Annotated in this window: 29 protein-coding genes; all 29 read left to right on the top strand. The window is 59.9% G+C overall.

All coding sequences use genetic code 11. The features are described 5' to 3' along the window. On the top strand, positions 1 to 434 hold a 434-nt coding region (locus R2N16_RS21945), incomplete at its 5' end, for an EF-Tu C-terminal domain-related protein (RefSeq protein WP_316668544.1). Positions 435 to 539: 105 nt separating this feature from the next. Beyond that, on the top strand, positions 540 to 851 hold the full coding sequence (gene rpsJ, locus R2N16_RS21940) for a 30S ribosomal protein S10 (RefSeq protein WP_004634473.1): 312 nt from the start codon (positions 540 to 542) through the stop codon (positions 849 to 851). A gap of 286 nt (positions 852 to 1,137) precedes the next feature. Beyond that, the gene (gene rplC / locus R2N16_RS21935; protein ID WP_316668543.1) at positions 1,138 to 1,791 is read left to right on the top strand and encodes a 50S ribosomal protein L3; all 654 of its coding nucleotides are present in this window, start codon (positions 1,138 to 1,140) and stop codon (positions 1,789 to 1,791) included. Positions 1,792 to 1,802: 11 nt separating this feature from the next. Then, positions 1,803 to 2,423: a 50S ribosomal protein L4 gene (gene rplD / locus R2N16_RS21930; RefSeq protein WP_316668542.1), complete on the top strand. Its 621-nt coding sequence runs from the start codon at positions 1,803 to 1,805 to the stop codon at positions 2,421 to 2,423. Beyond that, positions 2,420 to 2,734 (top strand): 50S ribosomal protein L23, encoded by a 315-nt coding sequence (gene rplW, locus R2N16_RS21925; RefSeq protein WP_004634476.1) that lies wholly within the window; start codon positions 2,420 to 2,422, stop codon positions 2,732 to 2,734. Before rplD ends, rplW begins: the two co-directional genes overlap by 4 nt. 2 nt (positions 2,735 to 2,736) lie before the next feature. After that, positions 2,737 to 3,567, top strand: a complete 831-nt coding sequence (rplB, locus tag R2N16_RS21920) for a 50S ribosomal protein L2 (protein WP_316668540.1) — start codon at positions 2,737 to 2,739, stop codon at positions 3,565 to 3,567. Positions 3,568 to 3,588: 21 nt separating this feature from the next. Next, entirely contained in the window at positions 3,589 to 3,864 is a 276-nt protein-coding gene (rpsS, locus tag R2N16_RS21915) for a 30S ribosomal protein S19 (protein ID WP_004634478.1), read from the top strand. A gap of 9 nt (positions 3,865 to 3,873) precedes the next feature. After that, positions 3,874 to 4,203, top strand: coding sequence for a 50S ribosomal protein L22 (gene rplV / locus R2N16_RS21910; RefSeq protein WP_004634479.1), 330 nt, complete (start codon positions 3,874 to 3,876; stop codon positions 4,201 to 4,203). Positions 4,204 to 4,212: 9 nt separating this feature from the next. Beyond that, complete coding sequence (gene rpsC / locus R2N16_RS21905) at positions 4,213 to 5,001, top strand: 30S ribosomal protein S3 (protein WP_009241892.1); 789 nt, start codon at positions 4,213 to 4,215, stop codon at positions 4,999 to 5,001. Between the two features lie 2 nt (positions 5,002 to 5,003). After that, positions 5,004 to 5,420: a 50S ribosomal protein L16 gene (rplP, locus tag R2N16_RS21900; RefSeq protein ID WP_003264123.1), complete on the top strand. Its 417-nt coding sequence runs from the start codon at positions 5,004 to 5,006 to the stop codon at positions 5,418 to 5,420. A gap of 12 nt (positions 5,421 to 5,432) precedes the next feature. Further along, entirely contained in the window at positions 5,433 to 5,627 is a 195-nt protein-coding gene (rpmC, locus tag R2N16_RS21895) for a 50S ribosomal protein L29 (protein WP_004634481.1), read from the top strand. Further along, on the top strand, positions 5,624 to 5,893 hold the full coding sequence (gene rpsQ, locus R2N16_RS21890) for a 30S ribosomal protein S17 (RefSeq protein ID WP_004634482.1): 270 nt from the start codon (positions 5,624 to 5,626) through the stop codon (positions 5,891 to 5,893). The genes rpmC and rpsQ overlap by 4 nt, the downstream gene beginning before the upstream one ends. Before the next feature lie 267 nt (positions 5,894 to 6,160). After that, positions 6,161 to 6,529 carry a 50S ribosomal protein L14 gene (gene rplN, locus R2N16_RS21885; RefSeq protein WP_003264129.1) on the top strand — a complete coding sequence of 123 codons (369 nt, stop codon included), beginning with the start codon at positions 6,161 to 6,163 and terminating at the stop codon, positions 6,527 to 6,529. Positions 6,530 to 6,540: 11 nt separating this feature from the next. Then, the gene (rplX, locus tag R2N16_RS21880) at positions 6,541 to 6,849 is read left to right on the top strand and encodes a 50S ribosomal protein L24 (protein WP_009241893.1); all 309 of its coding nucleotides are present in this window, start codon (positions 6,541 to 6,543) and stop codon (positions 6,847 to 6,849) included. 26 nt (positions 6,850 to 6,875) lie between these two features. Further along, positions 6,876 to 7,418 carry a 50S ribosomal protein L5 gene (rplE, locus tag R2N16_RS21875; RefSeq protein ID WP_009241894.1) on the top strand — a complete coding sequence of 181 codons (543 nt, stop codon included), beginning with the start codon at positions 6,876 to 6,878 and terminating at the stop codon, positions 7,416 to 7,418. Positions 7,419 to 7,427: 9 nt separating this feature from the next. Further along, positions 7,428 to 7,733, top strand: coding sequence for a 30S ribosomal protein S14 (gene rpsN, locus R2N16_RS21870; protein WP_004634486.1), 306 nt, complete (start codon positions 7,428 to 7,430; stop codon positions 7,731 to 7,733). A gap of 27 nt (positions 7,734 to 7,760) precedes the next feature. Further along, positions 7,761 to 8,156: a 30S ribosomal protein S8 gene (gene rpsH, locus R2N16_RS21865; protein ID WP_004634489.1), complete on the top strand. Its 396-nt coding sequence runs from the start codon at positions 7,761 to 7,763 to the stop codon at positions 8,154 to 8,156. A 12-nt stretch (positions 8,157 to 8,168) separates the two neighbouring features. After that, entirely contained in the window at positions 8,169 to 8,702 is a 534-nt protein-coding gene (gene rplF / locus R2N16_RS21860; RefSeq protein WP_316668538.1) for a 50S ribosomal protein L6, read from the top strand. A gap of 11 nt (positions 8,703 to 8,713) precedes the next feature. Continuing rightward, entirely contained in the window at positions 8,714 to 9,070 is a 357-nt protein-coding gene (gene rplR, locus R2N16_RS21855) for a 50S ribosomal protein L18 (protein ID WP_004634492.1), read from the top strand. Between the two features lie 21 nt (positions 9,071 to 9,091). Next, a complete protein-coding gene (gene rpsE / locus R2N16_RS21850; protein WP_004634493.1) occupies positions 9,092 to 9,610 on the top strand; it encodes a 30S ribosomal protein S5 in 519 nt (172 codons plus the stop codon). 22 nt (positions 9,611 to 9,632) lie between these two features. Beyond that, positions 9,633 to 9,815, top strand: coding sequence for a 50S ribosomal protein L30 (gene rpmD / locus R2N16_RS21845; protein ID WP_003264137.1), 183 nt, complete (start codon positions 9,633 to 9,635; stop codon positions 9,813 to 9,815). An 18-nt stretch (positions 9,816 to 9,833) separates the two neighbouring features. Beyond that, entirely contained in the window at positions 9,834 to 10,265 is a 432-nt protein-coding gene (rplO, locus tag R2N16_RS21840; protein ID WP_024977880.1) for a 50S ribosomal protein L15, read from the top strand. Between the two features lie 57 nt (positions 10,266 to 10,322). Beyond that, complete coding sequence (gene secY, locus R2N16_RS21835) at positions 10,323 to 11,645, top strand: preprotein translocase subunit SecY (RefSeq protein ID WP_012436582.1); 1,323 nt, start codon at positions 10,323 to 10,325, stop codon at positions 11,643 to 11,645. 26 nt (positions 11,646 to 11,671) lie between these two features. Next, on the top strand, positions 11,672 to 11,890 hold the full coding sequence (gene infA, locus R2N16_RS21830) for a translation initiation factor IF-1 (protein WP_003264140.1): 219 nt from the start codon (positions 11,672 to 11,674) through the stop codon (positions 11,888 to 11,890). A gap of 30 nt (positions 11,891 to 11,920) precedes the next feature. Continuing rightward, entirely contained in the window at positions 11,921 to 12,037 is a 117-nt protein-coding gene (gene rpmJ, locus R2N16_RS21825; RefSeq protein ID WP_003264141.1) for a 50S ribosomal protein L36, read from the top strand. 21 nt (positions 12,038 to 12,058) lie between these two features. After that, positions 12,059 to 12,424 carry a 30S ribosomal protein S13 gene (gene rpsM, locus R2N16_RS21820; protein ID WP_004634501.1) on the top strand — a complete coding sequence of 122 codons (366 nt, stop codon included), beginning with the start codon at positions 12,059 to 12,061 and terminating at the stop codon, positions 12,422 to 12,424. A gap of 24 nt (positions 12,425 to 12,448) precedes the next feature. After that, a complete protein-coding gene (gene rpsK, locus R2N16_RS21815) occupies positions 12,449 to 12,850 on the top strand; it encodes a 30S ribosomal protein S11 (protein ID WP_003264143.1) in 402 nt (133 codons plus the stop codon). Between the two features lie 203 nt (positions 12,851 to 13,053). Next, complete coding sequence (rpsD, locus tag R2N16_RS21810) at positions 13,054 to 13,677, top strand: 30S ribosomal protein S4 (protein ID WP_024977879.1); 624 nt, start codon at positions 13,054 to 13,056, stop codon at positions 13,675 to 13,677. 240 nt (positions 13,678 to 13,917) lie between these two features. Continuing rightward, the gene (locus R2N16_RS21805) at positions 13,918 to 14,898 is read left to right on the top strand and encodes a DNA-directed RNA polymerase subunit alpha (RefSeq protein WP_004634508.1); all 981 of its coding nucleotides are present in this window, start codon (positions 13,918 to 13,920) and stop codon (positions 14,896 to 14,898) included. Positions 14,899 to 15,046: the final 148 nt, after the last annotated feature.

Here is a 15,046-nt window from a genome sequence, read left to right as displayed (position 1 = left end):
CGCAAAAGACCACCTGCACGGGCGTGGAAATGTTCCGCAAGCTGCTGGACCAAGGTCAGGCAGGCGATAACGTCGGTATCCTGCTGCGCGGTACGAAGCGCGAAGACGTCGAGCGCGGCCAAGTGCTGTGCAAGCCGGGTTCGATCAAGCCGCACACGCACTTCACGGGCGAGGTCTACATCCTGTCGAAGGACGAAGGCGGCCGTCACACGCCGTTCTTCAACAACTACCGTCCGCAGTTCTACTTCCGTACGACGGACGTGACGGGCTCGATCGAGCTGCCGGCCGACAAGGAAATGGTCATGCCGGGCGACAACGTGTCGATCACCGTCAAGCTGATCGCCCCGATCGCCATGGAAGAAGGCCTGCGCTTCGCTATCCGTGAAGGCGGCCGTACCGTCGGCGCCGGCGTCGTCGCTAAGATCATCGAGTAAAGGCGGATCGATGCGCTGCCCCCGAAAACGGGGTGGCGCATCGCCTGTTGCATCGCTCTTTCAATTTATCGGCGGCTCTGCCGCCATGCTCTTTAAGGAAACATCATGCAAAACCAGAAGATCCGTATCCGCCTAAAGGCTTTCGACTATCGCCTGATCGACCAGTCGGCTGCAGAAATCGTTGAAACCGCTAAGCGCACCGGCGCGATCGTCAAGGGCCCGGTGCCCCTGCCGACCCGCATCCAGCGTTTCGACGTTCTGCGTTCGCCGCACGTCAACAAGACCAGCCGCGACCAGTTCGAAATCCGCACGCACCAGCGCCTGATGGACATCGTCGATCCGACGGACAAGACCGTCGACGCGCTGATGAAGCTGGACCTGCCGGCTGGCGTGGACGTCGAGATCAAGCTGCAATAAGCAAGACAACGCTGCCGGATCATTCCGGTAACGGGCAAACGGCGAGCGAAGTGCTCGCCGTTTTGCTTTTCGGCGCCAGATGTTGCGTTGCACACGATGCCCAGGTGGCCATTCGGCAATCGCCCTTGCATATTGTCCGTAACCCGGATATATTGTAGGGCTACCCCTTTAGTCAGGGGAGTGGGCTGGCCATTTTGGCCTCGCGCTGTCTCTTTAAGCGCAGTCCAGTTCAAGATTCGTAGTATCAATCAGCCCCGGCCAATCGCAGCTGGGAATGGAGCAAACCATGAGCCTTGGCCTTGTAGGTCGCAAGGTTGGCATGACCCGTATTTTCACGGACGACGGCGATTCGATTCCCGTCACCGTGCTCGAGGTCGGCGACAACCGCGTGACGCAAATCAAGACGGACGAGACCGACGGTTACGCCGCCGTTCAAGTCACCTTCGGCACCCGACGCGCCAGCCGCGTCACCAAGCCGCTGGCGGGTCATCTCGCCAAAGCCGGCGTGGAAGCGGGTGAAGTCATCAAAGAATTCCGAGTGGATGCCGCTCGTGCCGCTGAATTCCAGCCGGGCGCGAACATCAGCGTCGACCTGTTCGAAGTCGGTCAGAAGATCGACGTCCAGGGTGTGACGATTGGTAAGGGCTACGCCGGTACCATCAAGCGTTACAACTTCTCGTCGGGCCGCGCCTCGCACGGTAACTCGCGCTCGCACAACGTGCCGGGCTCGATCGGTATGGCGCAGGATCCGGGTCGCGTGTTCCCGGGTAAGCGCATGACCGGTCACATGGGTGACGTCACCCGTACCGTCCAGAACCTGGAAATCGCCAAGATCGACGCAGAGCGCAAGCTGCTGCTGGTCAAGGGTGCGATTCCTGGCGCCAAGGGCGGTCAAGTCATCGTCACGCCGGCCGTGAAGGCCCGCGCCAAGAAGGCATAAGGAGCAAACGCATGGAACTGAAGCTGCTCCAGGACAACGGTCAACTCGGCGCCGGCGTTGCTGCCTCGCCGGAAGTGTTCGGCCGTGACTACAACGAAGCCCTCGTTCACCAAGTCGTCGTCGCTTATCAGGCCAACGCTCGCAGCGGTAACCGTAAGCAGAAGGACCGTGAAGAGGTCAAGCACACGACCAAGAAGCCGTGGCGCCAAAAGGGTACGGGCCGCGCCCGTGCAGGTATGAGCTCCTCCCCGCTGTGGCGCGGGGGTGGTCGTATCTTCCCGAACAGCCCGGAAGAAAACTTCTCGCAGAAGGTCAACAAGAAGATGTACCGCGCCGGCATGCGCTCGATTTATTCGCAGCTTGCCCGTGAAGGTCGCATCAACGTGGTTGACAGCCTGTCCGTCGAAGCGCCCAAGACCAAGCTGCTGGCCGACAAGTTCCGCGCCATGGGCCTGGACTCGGTGCTCGTGATTACCGATAACCTGGACGAAAACCTCTTCCTGGCATCGCGCAACCTGGCGCACGTGCTCGTGGTTGAGCCGCGTCACGCCGACCCGCTGTCGCTCGTGCACTACAAGAAGGTGCTCGTGACCAAGGCAGCCGTCGCGCAGATCGAGGAGTTGCTGAAATGACGCAAGTTGCCAAGAACGACCATCGCCTGATGCAGGTGCTGTTGGCGCCTGTGGTGTCCGAAAAGGCAACCCTGGTGGCCGAGAAGAACGAACAGGTCGTGTTCGAAGTGGCTCGCGACGCCAACAAAGGTGAAGTGAAGGCCGCTGTCGAGCTGCTGTTCAAGGTCGAAGTCGAGTCCGTCCAGATCCTGAACCAGAAGGGCAAGCAAAAGCGTTTCGGTCGCTTCATGGGTCGTCGTGACCACGTGAAGAAGGCCTATGTCTCGCTGAAGCCGGGCCAGGAAATCAATTTTGAAGCGGAGGCCAAGTAATCATGGCACTCGTCAAAACCAAGCCGACATCGCCGGGCCGCCGCTCGATGGTGAAGGTCGTTAACCCCGACCTTCACAAGGGCGCGCCGCACGCTCCGCTGCTGGAAAAGCAAATCCAGAAGTCGGGTCGTAACAACAACGGCCACATCACCACCCGCCACAAGGGCGGTGGGCACAAGCATCACTATCGCGTCGTCGACTTCAAGCGTAACGATAAGGACGGTATCCCGGCCAAGATCGAACGCCTGGAATACGATCCGAACCGTAGCGCCAACATCGCGCTCGTGCTGTTCGCTGACGGCGAGCGCCGCTACATCATCGCCCCGAAGGGCGCTGTGGTTGGCCAAGCCATTGCTAACGGCTCGGAAGCACCGATCAAGTCCGGTAACAACCTGCCGATCCGCAACATTCCGGTCGGTACGACGATCCATTGCGTGGAAATCCTGCCGGGCAAGGGCGCTCAAGTTGCCCGTTCGGCCGGTACGTCCGCCGTACTGTTGGCTCGCGAAGGCATCTACGCTCAAGTGCGTCTGCGCTCGGGTGAAGTGCGCCGCGTGCACATCGAGTGCCGCGCGACCATCGGTGAAGTCGGCAACGAAGAGCACAGCCTGCGCCAGATCGGCAAGGCCGGTGCAACCCGTTGGCGCGGTATTCGCCCGACCGTTCGCGGTGTGGTGATGAACCCGGTCGATCACCCGCATGGTGGTGGTGAAGGTAAGACTGCTGCTGGCCGTGATCCGGTGTCCCCGTGGGGTACGCCGACCAAGGGCTACCGCACCCGTCGTAACAAGCGCACTGACAGCATGATCGTTCAGCGCCGTCACAAGCGTTAATCGGTAGGTAGGAGCTTAGATATGACTCGTTCAGTAAAAAAGGGTCCTTTCATTGACGCCCACCTGCTGAAAAAGGTTGAGGCGGCAGTGCAGACGAAGGACAAGAAGCCCATCAAGACTTGGTCGCGTCGTTCGACCATTCTGCCGGACTTCATCGGCCTGACGATCGCCGTTCACAACGGCCGTCAGCACGTGCCCGTGTATGTCACGGAAAACATGGTTGGCCACAAGCTCGGCGAATTTGCGCTCACGCGTACATTCAAGGGCCACGCTGCCGACAAGAAAGCGAAGCGATAAGGGGCAATCATGGAAGTTAAAGCGATTCATCGCGGCGCCCGTATCTCCGCACAGAAGACGCGCCTGGTTGCTGACCAGATTCGTGGCCTGTCGATCGAGCGCGCACTCAACGTGCTGACGTTCAGCCCGAAGAAGGCGGCTGGCATCGTGAAGAAGGTGGTTGAGTCCGCCATCGCGAACGCCGAGCACAATGAAGGCGCCGATATCGACGAGCTGAAGGTCAAGTCGATCTACATCGACAAGGCCACTTCGCTCAAGCGCTTCACCGCGCGTGCAAAGGGCCGTGGCAACCGCATCGAGAAACAAACCTGTCACATCACTGTGACGCTGGGCAACTAAGGGGTCACGATGGGACAGAAGATTCATCCGACTGGCTTCCGTCTGGCTGTCAGCCGTAACTGGGCATCGCGTTGGTACGCGAGCAACACCCAGTTTGCCGGCATGCTCAAGGAAGACATCGAGGTTCGCGAGTTTCTGAAGAAGAAGCTGAAGAACGCATCGGTGGGCCGCGTGGTCATCGAGCGTCCGGCCAAGAATGCTCGCATCACCATTTACAGCTCGCGTCCGGGCGTGGTGATCGGCAAGAAGGGCGAGGACATCGAACTGCTGAAGGCTGAACTGCAGCGTCGCATGGGCGTGCCCGTGCACGTGAACATCGAAGAAATCCGCAAGCCGGAAGTCGATGCACAGCTGATCGCCGATTCGATCACGCAGCAGCTCGAGCGCCGCATCATGTTCCGTCGCGCAATGAAGCGCGCGATGCAGAACGCGATGCGTCTGGGTGCCCAAGGCATCAAGATCATGAGCTCGGGCCGTTTGAACGGCATCGAAATCGCCCGTACCGAGTGGTACCGCGAAGGCCGTGTGCCCCTGCACACGCTGCGCGCCGATATCGACTACGGCTTCTCCGAAGCGGAAACCACCTACGGCATCATTGGTGTCAAGGTGTGGGTGTACAAGGGTGACCACCTCGGTCGCAACGACGCACCCGTCGTGGAAGAGCCGCAAGAAGAGCGTCGCAAGCGTCCGGGTCGCCCGGAAGGTCGTCGCCGTGAGGGCGAAGGTCGCCCGGCCGGTCAGCGCCGCGGTGCTGGTGCGGGTGCCCGTCGTGGCGCCGACGCCAAGACTGGAGAATAAACATGCTGCAACCTAAGCGCAGGAAGTACCGCAAGGAGCAGAAGGGCCGTAACACCGGTATCGCGACGCGCGGCAACGCGGTTTCGTTCGGTGAATTCGGTCTGAAGGCGATGGGCCGCGGCCGTCTGACCGCGCGTCAGATTGAGTCGGCACGTCGTGCGATGACCCGTCACATCAAGCGTGGCGGCCGCATTTGGATCCGGATTTTCCCGGACAAGCCGATCTCGAAGAAGCCCGCCGAAGTCCGTATGGGTAACGGTAAGGGCAACCCGGAATACTACGTGGCTGAAATTCAGCCGGGCAAGATGCTGTACGAAATGGACGGCGTTGGCGAAGAACTGGCACGCGAGGCATTCCGCCTGGCCGCTGCCAAGCTGCCGATCGCGACCAGCTTCGTGGTGCGTCAGGTCGGAACGTAAGGAGCACACACCATGAAAGCATCCGAACTGCGCGACAAAGATGTCGCCGGGCTGAACCAGGAGCTCTCCGAGCTGCTGAAGGCCCAATTTGGCCTGCGCATGCAAAAGGCGACGCAACAGCTGCAGAACACCAGCCAGCTGAAGAAGGTGCGTCGTGACATCGCGCGTGTCCGCACCGTGCTGGGCCAGAAGGGGAACCAGAAATGACTGAAGCCGCAACGTCCCTGAAGCGCACGCTCGTCGGTCGCGTTGTCAGCAACAAGATGGACAAGACTGTCACGGTCCTGATCGAAAACCGCGTTAAGCATCCGCTGTACGGCAAGTACGTGGTGCGCTCGAAGAAGTACCATGCGCACGACGAAGCCAATCAGTACAACGAAGGCGACAAGGTTGAGATCACGGAATCGCGTCCGCTCTCGCGCACCAAGTCGTGGGTGGTGTCGCGTCTGCTTGAAGCTGCACGCGTGATCTAAAACAACAGCGGAGTAGTTTGCTGTTGCAAGACCGAGATTATGTGATATAGTCTCGGTCTTTCCCTTTGTGAGGGTGGCCGGCAAGCAAGCTGGTGGCTCAAGTAAAGGAAAAAGCGAATGGGCCAGGCGGCAATCGCCGTCGGGCAGCTACCGACTTCAAGTTGATCAACCCAATCGCAGTTGGCGCAATGCCAGCAGCCGGCGGGACCAAGACTGATCGCCTCTGCGCATTGTGCGTTTGGCGAATTAAGTTGGGACGAGAACACCATGATTCAGACAGAAAGCCGGCTCGAAGTGGCCGATAACACGGGTGCGCGTGAAGTCATGTGCATCAAGGTGCTGGGCGGTTCGAAGCGCCGCTACGCCAGCGTCGGCGACATCATCAAGGTCAGCGTCAAGGATGCTGCCCCGCGTGGTCGCGTGAAGAAGGGCGATATCTACAACGCCGTGGTGGTGCGTACCGCCAAGGGTGTGCGCCGTCCTGACGGCTCGCTCATCAAGTTCGACGGCAATGCCGCCGTGCTGCTGAACACCAAGCTTGAGCCGATCGGCACCCGTATTTTCGGGCCGGTCACTCGCGAACTCCGGACCGAGCGCTTCATGAAGATCGTGTCGCTCGCGCCGGAAGTGCTGTAATCGGAGGCCGCATGAACAAGATTCGCAAGGGCGATCGCGTCATCGTCCGCACCGGTAAAGACAAGGGCAAGCAGGGTACTGTGCTGGCCGTGCTCGCCGAGCATGTGACGGTTGAGGGCGTGAACGTTGCCAAGAAGCACGTGCGCCCGAACCCGATGCTGGGTACCACGGGTGGTGTGGTCGACAAGGTCATGCCCATCCATATTTCGAACGTTGCGCTCGTGGATGCCAATGGCAAGCCGTCGCGCGTCGGCATCAAGGTTGAAGGCGGCGTGAAGACGCGCGTGCTGAAGACCACCGGTGCTGCCGTCGGCGCTTGATTCTGGGCAATAGAGAGGAGTTGAGCATGACTGCACGTCTGCAAGAGTTTTACAAAGAGAAGGTTGTGCCCGAGCTGATCAAGCAGTTCGGCTACAAGTCCGTGATGGAAGTGCCGCGCATTACCAAGATCACCCTGAACATGGGTCTTGGCGAGGCCATCAACGACAAGAAAGTCATTGAGCACGCTACGGGCGACCTGATCAAGATCGCTGGCCAGAAGCCCATCGTGACGAAGGCCCGCAAGGCTATCGCCGGCTTCAAGATTCGCCAGGGTTACCCGATTGGCACGATGGTTACGCTGCGTGGCCAACGTATGTACGAATTCCTGGACCGCTTCATCACCGTGTCGCTGCCCCGCGTGCGCGACTTCCGTGGTGTGTCGGGTAAGGCGTTCGATGGTCGTGGCAACTACAACATCGGTGTGAAAGAGCAGATCATTTTCCCCGAAATCGAATACGACAAGATCGACGCACTCCGTGGTCTGAACATCAGCATCACGACGACTGCGAAGAACGACGAGGAAGCGAAGGCGCTCCTCAATGCGTTCAAGTTCCCGTTCCGTAATTAAGGGGTTACCGTGGCTAAATTGTCTCTGATCGAACGCGAGAAGAAGCGTGCCAAGCTCGTGGCCAAGTACGCTGAGAAGCGCGCCGCTCTCGAAGCCATCGTGGCCGACCAAAGCAAGTCGGAAGAAGAGCGCTACGAAGCGCGTCTGAAACTGCAAGCGCTGCCGCGCAATGCAAATCCGACTCGTCAGCGCAACCGCTGCTCGATCACCGGTCGTCCCCGCGGTACGTTCCGCAAGTTCGGCCTGGCGCGTAACAAGCTCCGCGAGATCGCCTTCAAGGGCGAGATCCCGGGTCTGACGAAAGCCAGCTGGTAATCACGCACAGGCTACAGGAGAAACAGTATGAGCATGAGCGATCCGATCGCCGATATGCTGACGCGTATCCGCAACGCGCAAGCGGTGGAAAAAGCGTCGGTGGTCATGCCGTCGTCGAAGCTGAAGGTGGCAATCGCCAAAGTCCTGAAGGACGAAGGCTACATCGACGAATTCGCCGTGACCGAGCAGGGTGGCAAGTCCACGCTGACGATTGGTCTGAAGTACTACGCTGGCCGCCCGGTCATCGAGCGCCTGGAGCGCGTCTCGAAGCCTGGTCTGCGTGTGTACAAGGGCCGTAATGAAATCCCGCAAGTGATGAACGGCCTGGGTGTCGCCATCATCTCGACCCCGCAGGGTCTGATGACGGACCGCCGTGCCCGCGCAACCGGTGTCGGTGGCGAAGTCATTTGCTACGTCGCCTAAGGGAGGGGAACCATGTCTCGTGTAGGTAAGGCTCCCATCGCGCTGCCCAAGGGCGCTGAAGTCAATTTCGCTGGTGGTCTGCTGACCGTCAAGGGCCCACTGGGCACGTTGACGCAGCCGATCCACTCGCTTGTCAAGGTCAGCACCGACAACGGCACGATTACGTTCGCGCCGGCAGATGAGTCGCGTGAAGCCAATGCGCTGCAAGGTACGATGCGCGCCCTGACGGCCAACATGGTCAAGGGCGTGACGACGGGCTTCGAGCGCAAGCTGAACCTGGTCGGCGTGGGTTACCGTGCATCGGTTCAGGGCACCGCTCTGAAGCTGCAACTCGGTTTCTCGCACGACGTGATCCATGAGATGCCGGAAGGCGTGAAGGCGGAAACGCCGACGCAGACCGAAATCATCATCAAGGGTTCGGACAAGCAAAAAGTTGGTCAGGTCGCCGCTGAAGTGCGTGGTTATCGTCCGCCGGAGCCCTACAAGGGCAAGGGTGTGCGCTACGCAGACGAGCGTGTGATCCTGAAGGAAACCAAGAAGAAGTAAGGGTGCACATCATGAACAAAAATGACTCGCGTCTGCGCCGTGCACGTCAGACCCGCCTGAAGATTGCGGAACTGAGCGTCGCCCGTCTGGCTGTGCACCGTACGAACCTGCACATTTATGCGCAGGTCTTCTCGGAAGATGGCACCAAGGTCCTGGCTTCGGCCTCGACGGCGGAAGCCGAAGTCCGCAAGGAACTGAACGGCAACGGTGGCAACACCGCTGCTGCCACCCTGGTGGGTAAGCGTATCGCTGAGAAGGCGAAGGCTGCCGGCATCGAAGCCGTGGCGTTCGATCGCTCGGGTTTCCGTTATCACGGTCGCGTGAAGGCTCTGGCCGACGCGGCACGCGAAGCTGGCCTGAAGTTCTAAGCCGGCATAGAGGATATCGTCATGGCAAAAATTCAACCTAAGGTCCAAGGGGACGAACGCGACGACGGTCTTCGCGAGAAGATGATCGCGGTCAACCGTGTGACCAAGGTGGTCAAGGGCGGCCGGATTCTCGGTTTCGCTGCTCTGACTGTGGTCGGCGACGGCGACGGCCGTATCGGCATGGGCAAGGGTAAGGCTAAGGAAGTGCCCGTGGCCGTGCAGAAGGCAATGGACGAAGCCCGTCGCAAGATGGTCAAGGTCCCGCTGAAGAACGGTACGCTGCAACACGAAGTGGTTGGCAAGCATGGCGCCGCAAAGGTGCAAATGATGCCCGCGAAGGACGGTACTGGCGTGATCGCTGGTGGTCCGATGCGCGCCATCTTCGAAGTGATGGGCGTGACGAACATCGTGACCAAGTCGCACGGTTCGACCAATCCTTACAACATGGTGCGCGCAACGCTGGATGGCCTGCGCAAGATGAGCACCCCGGCCGAAGTTGCCGCCAAGCGTGGCAAGTCGGTCGAAGAGATCCTCGGCTAAGCCGAAGGGATAGGTGAACGATATGTCGCAGAAAACCGTGAAAGTCCAACTCGTGCGCAGCCTGATCGGTACGCGCGAAGACCACCGCGCCACGGTGCGCGGCCTGGGCCTGCGCCGCATGAACTCGGTGTCCGAATTGCAGGACACGCCCGCAGTGCGCGGCATGATCAACAAGGTGTCCTACCTGGTCAAGGTCATCGGCTAAGGGAAGACGGAGAAGAACATGCAACTGAATAACCTGAAGCCGGCAGCCGGCTCCAAGCACGCCAAGCGCCGCGTTGGTCGCGGTATTGGTTCGGGCCTGGGCAAGACGGCTGGTCGTGGTCACAAGGGTCAGAAGTCGCGTTCGGGTGGTTTCCACAAGGTCGGCTTCGAAGGCGGTCAGATGCCTCTGCATCGTCGTCTGCCCAAGCGTGGTTTCACCTCGCTGACCAAGGAATTCACCGCTGAAGTGCGTCTGGGCGACCTGGCGGGCCTGCCGATCGAAGAAATCGATCTGCTGTCCCTCAAGCAAGCCGGCCTCGTTGGCGAGATGGTCAAGAGCGCCAAGGTGATCCTGTCGGGCGAAATCGACAAGAAGGTAACTCTGAAGGGTATCGGCGCGACGGCTGGGGCGAAAGCTGCAATCGAAGCAGCTGGTGGCTCGCTGGCCTAATAGCCTGCTGTTTCACACTGACGGAGCATCCGTTTGGCCACGGCGAAACCTAATGTGATGGCCCAGGCCAAGAACACGGCCAAGTACGGCGATCTTCGCCGTCGGCTGGTGTTCCTGGTTCTGGCATTGCTGGTGTATCGGATCGGCGCGCACATTCCTGTGCCGGGTATCGATCCGGATCAACTAGCGCAGCTTTTCCAACGGCAGTCGGGCGGCATCCTCGGGATGTTCAACCTGTTCTCCGGCGGCGCGCTGTCGCGTTTCACGGTGTTTGCGCTGGGGATCATGCCGTACATCTCGGCGTCGATCATCATGCAACTGCTGACGATCGTGCTGCCGCAACTGGAATCGTTGAAGAAGGAAGGCCAAGCCGGCCAGCGCAAGATTACGCAGTACACGCGCTACGGTACGGTCATCCTGGCAACGTTTCAGGCGCTGGGGATTGCAGTGGCGCTGGAAGCGCAGCCGGGTCTGGTGTTGGATCCGGGTCTGATGTTCCGGGCCACCGCGGTGATTACGCTGGTGACGGGCACGATGTTCCTGATGTGGCTGGGTGAGCAGATCACCGAGCGAGGTCTGGGCAACGGGATCTCGATCATCATTTTCGGCGGGATTGCTGCAGGGCTGCCTAACGCGATCGGCGGGCTGTTCGAGCTGGTGCGTACGGGTTCGATGGGGATTTTCTCAGCGATCCTGGTGGTGGCGATTATTGGTGCGGTGACGTTTGTGGTTGTGTTCATTGAACGCGGCCAGCGCAAGATCCTCGTCAACTACGCCAAGCGGCAGGTTGGTAACAAGATTTATGGCGGACAGTCGTCGCATCTGCCGCTGAAGTTGAACATGGCTGGGGTGATTCCGCCGATCTTCGCATCGTCGATCATTCTGTTCCCGGCCACGATCGCGGGCTGGTTTACAGCCGGCAACTCGACGAATCCGGTTGCACGGGTCGTCAAGGACCTGGCAGCAACGCTGTCGCCGGGTCAGCCGGTGTACATCCTGCTGTATGCGGCGGCGATTATCTTCTTCTGTTTCTTCTACACCGCGCTGGTCTACAACAGCCGGGAAGTGGCGGATAACTTGAAGAAGAGTGGGGCGTTCATTCCGGGTATCCGTCCGGGCGAGCAAACCACGCGGTATATCGACAAGATTCTGGTGCGTTTGACCCTGGCGGGTGCGATTTACATCACGCTTGTGTGTCTGTTGCCGGAGTTCTTGGTGCTGCGCTGGAATGTGCCGTTCTACTTCGGTGGAACGTCTCTGTTGATCATCGTGGTGGTCACGATGGACTTCATGGCGCAAGTGCAGTCCTACGTGATGTCTCAGCAGTACGAGTCTTTGATGAAGAAGGCGAATTTCAAGGGAAACCTGACGCTCCGCTAGGAGTGATCGCACGAACCTGAAGGGACATGGCTAAAGATGACGTGATCCAGATGCAGGGCGAGGTGCTGGAAAACCTCCCCAACGCAACGTTTCGCGTCAAGCTAGAGAACGGCCACGTGGTGTTAGGCCATATTTCCGGCAAGATGCGTATGCATTACATCCGCATCTTGCCCGGGGACAAGGTGACGGTCGAATTGACCCCGTATGATCTGTCCCGCGCGCGCATCGTATTCCGGGCGAAGTGAGCGGACTGGAATTGAAGGAAGAGGAAAATCATGAAAGTGCTGGCTTCTGTTAAGCGCATTTGCCGCAACTGCAAAATCATCAAGCGCAAGGGCGTGGTGCGTGTGATCTGCTCGTCGGACCCGCGTCATAAGCAGCGCCAAGGCTAATTTCGCAAAGAGGATTGACGAATGGCACGTATCGCAGGGGTCAATATCCCCAACCACAAACATACCGTGATTGGCCTGACGGCGATTTACGGTATCGGCCGCTCGCGCGCTCAAAAGATTTGCGAGGCTACTGGCATCCCGACCGACAAGAAGGTCAAGGACCTGACGGATCCGGACCAGGACGCGCTGCGTAAGGAAATCGAGAAGTTCCTCGTTGAAGGCGATCTGCGCCGTGAAACGACGATGAACATCAAGCGCCTGATGGATCTGGGCTGCTACCGTGGCGTGCGTCATCGCAAGGGCCTGCCGATGCGTGGTCAGCGTACCCGCACCAATGCCCGTACCCGTAAGGGTCCGCGCAAGGCCGGCGTCGCGCTCAAGAAGTAATCCGTCGGGTAAAGGATAGGAACTATGGCAAAAGCAGCGAATACCGCCGCCCAGCGCGCGCGCAAGAAGGTTCGCAAGAACGTCGCCGACGGCATCGCGCACGTTCACGCGTCGTTCAACAACACGATCATCACGATCACCGATCGTCAGGGCAATGCTCTGTCGTGGGCGACGTCGGGCGGCCAAGGCTTCAAGGGCTCGCGTAAGTCGACGCCGTTCGCCGCTCAGGTGGCTGCTGAGAGTGCTGGCCGCGTGGCGCAGGACCAAGGCATCAAGAACCTGGAAGTGCGCATCAAGGGCCCGGGCCCGGGTCGTGAATCGGCCGTACGTGCACTGAACAACCTGGGTATCAAGATCCAGTTGATCGAAGACGTGACGCCGGTGCCGCACAACGGCTGCCGTCCGCCGAAGCGCCGTCGCATCTAAGTGATTCGACCGGCCGCGCCAGTTACTGGCGAGGTCGGTCTGCGGGTGCTATACTTGCCCGCTTGCCTGTCTTCCGGGTTTCCCGGAAGGCGGGTTTCGTCTTTTCATAAGCCCACTGTTCGCTGCGGTCCTGCTGTAGGGACCGAGCAAGCGGACCATCCGAGGCCGAATGCCACGGATGACTGATAACGAAGGAATGCAACGTGGCACGCTATACCGGCCCCAAGGCGAAACTGTCTCGCCGCGAAGGTACTGACCTTTTCCTGAAGAGCGCACGCCGCTCGCTCGCCGACAAGTGCAAGCTGGACAGCAAGCCTGGCCAGCACGGCCGGACCTCCGGCGCCCGCACCTCCGACTACGGCAACCAACTGCGTGAAAAGCAGAAGGTCAAGCGCATCTACGGCGTGCTGGAGCGTCAATTCCGCCGCTATTTCGCTGAAGCCGATCGCCGCAAGGGCAACACGGGCGAAACGCTGCTGCAACTGTTGGAATCGCGCCTGGACAACGTGGTCTACCGCATGGGCTTCGGCTCGACCCGCGCTGAAGCGCGTCAGCTGGTGTCGCACAAGGCGATCCTGGTGAACGGTCAAGCTCTGAACGTGCCGTCGGCCCAAGTCAAGTCGGGCGACGTGATTGCCATCCGCGAGAAGTCGAAGAAGCAAGTGCGTATTGCTGAATCGCTGACGCTGGCTGAGCAGACTGGCTTCCCGATCTGGGTTGCCGTGGATGCGAAGAAGATGGAAGGCACCTTCAAGCAAGCCCCGGATCGCGCGGATATCGCCGGCGACATCAACGAAAGCCTGATCGTCGAACTGTATTCGCGTTAATGACGACGCCCCGTACCGCAAGGTGCGGGCTCGTGCGCCTTTTGGGGACGCTCATCGTCAACGACATTGTGTTTGTGCGCCAGCAGTACGCAGGTGCCGATCCAATCCGAATCGTTACGTGCCGCAACGCGATTGCGGCACGTGCGTCTTCCGTCGCAATGTTCGCGACGGAACCTTTCCAGTCCAATCCGTCAGCCTTATCGGTGTAACGAGCCGAGGGTATTGAAATAGGACAACCTAATGCAAACAGCACTCCTGAAGCCCAAAATTATTGCGGTTGAGCCGCTTGGCGATCATCACGCGAAGGTCGTCATGGAACCGTTCGAGCGCGGCTACGGCCACACGCTCGGTAACGCGCTGCGCCGCGTGCTGCTGTCGTCGATGGTCGGCTATGCCCCGACCGAAGTCACGATCGCTGGGGTCGTCCACGAATATTCCACCATCGATGGCGTGCAGGAAGACGTCGTCAACCTGCTGCTGAATCTGAAGGGCGTGGTGTTCAAGCTGCACAACCGTGATGAAGTTACGGTGTCGCTGCGCAAGGAAGGCGAAGGTGTGGTGACCGCCGCCGATATCGAGCTGCCGCACGATGTCGAGATCATCAATCCGGGTCACGTGATCGCCAACCTGTCGGCTGGCGGCAAGCTTGATCTGCAGTTGAAGGTCGAGCAAGGCCGTGGCTACGTGCCGGGCAACGTGCGCAAGTTCGGCGATGAGTCGAGCAAGGTCATCGGCCGTATCGTGCTGGACGCCTCGTTCGCGCCGGTGCGCCGTGTGTCGTACGCGGTTGAGTCTGCCCGTGTGGAGCAGCGTACCGACCTCGACAAGCTGGTGATGAACATCGAGACCAACGGCGTGATCTCGCCGGAAGAAGCGATCCGCCAGTCGGCTCGCATCCTGGTTGATCAACTGTCGGTGTTCGCCGCCCTGGAAGGCACCGAGAGCGCCGCTGAAGCTGCCGCCGCCCGCGCACCGCAGATCGATCCGATCCTGCTGCGCCCGGTCGACGACCTGGAGCTGACGGTGCGTTCGGCCAACTGCCTGAAGGCCGAAAACATCTACTACATCGGCGACCTGATCCAGCGTACCGAGAACGAACTGCTCAAGACCCCGAACCTGGGTCGTAAGTCGCTCAACGAGATCAAGGAAGTCCTCGCATCGCGTGGCCTGACGCTCGGCATGAAGCTCGAGAACTGGCCGCCGGCAGGTCTCGAGAAGTAAGTTGCAATTGTCGGCCGGTGCGCGAGCATCGGCCGGTGTTCCCGCCATCGCTGTTTGGGTGGCTTATTGTTAAGGCTACCGGCCCGCGCCACGCAGTGTTGTACGAGCGGCGGCGATAGAAGAGCTGGTTAAACACTCTTAAGAAGGA

Source organism: Ralstonia psammae (assembly GCF_958405935.1).
GTDB classification, from domain to species: Bacteria; Pseudomonadota; Gammaproteobacteria; order Burkholderiales; family Burkholderiaceae; genus Ralstonia; species Ralstonia psammae.
Note: the sequence above shows the minus strand (reverse complement) of the source record. Positions and strands in the feature narration are given on the sequence as shown.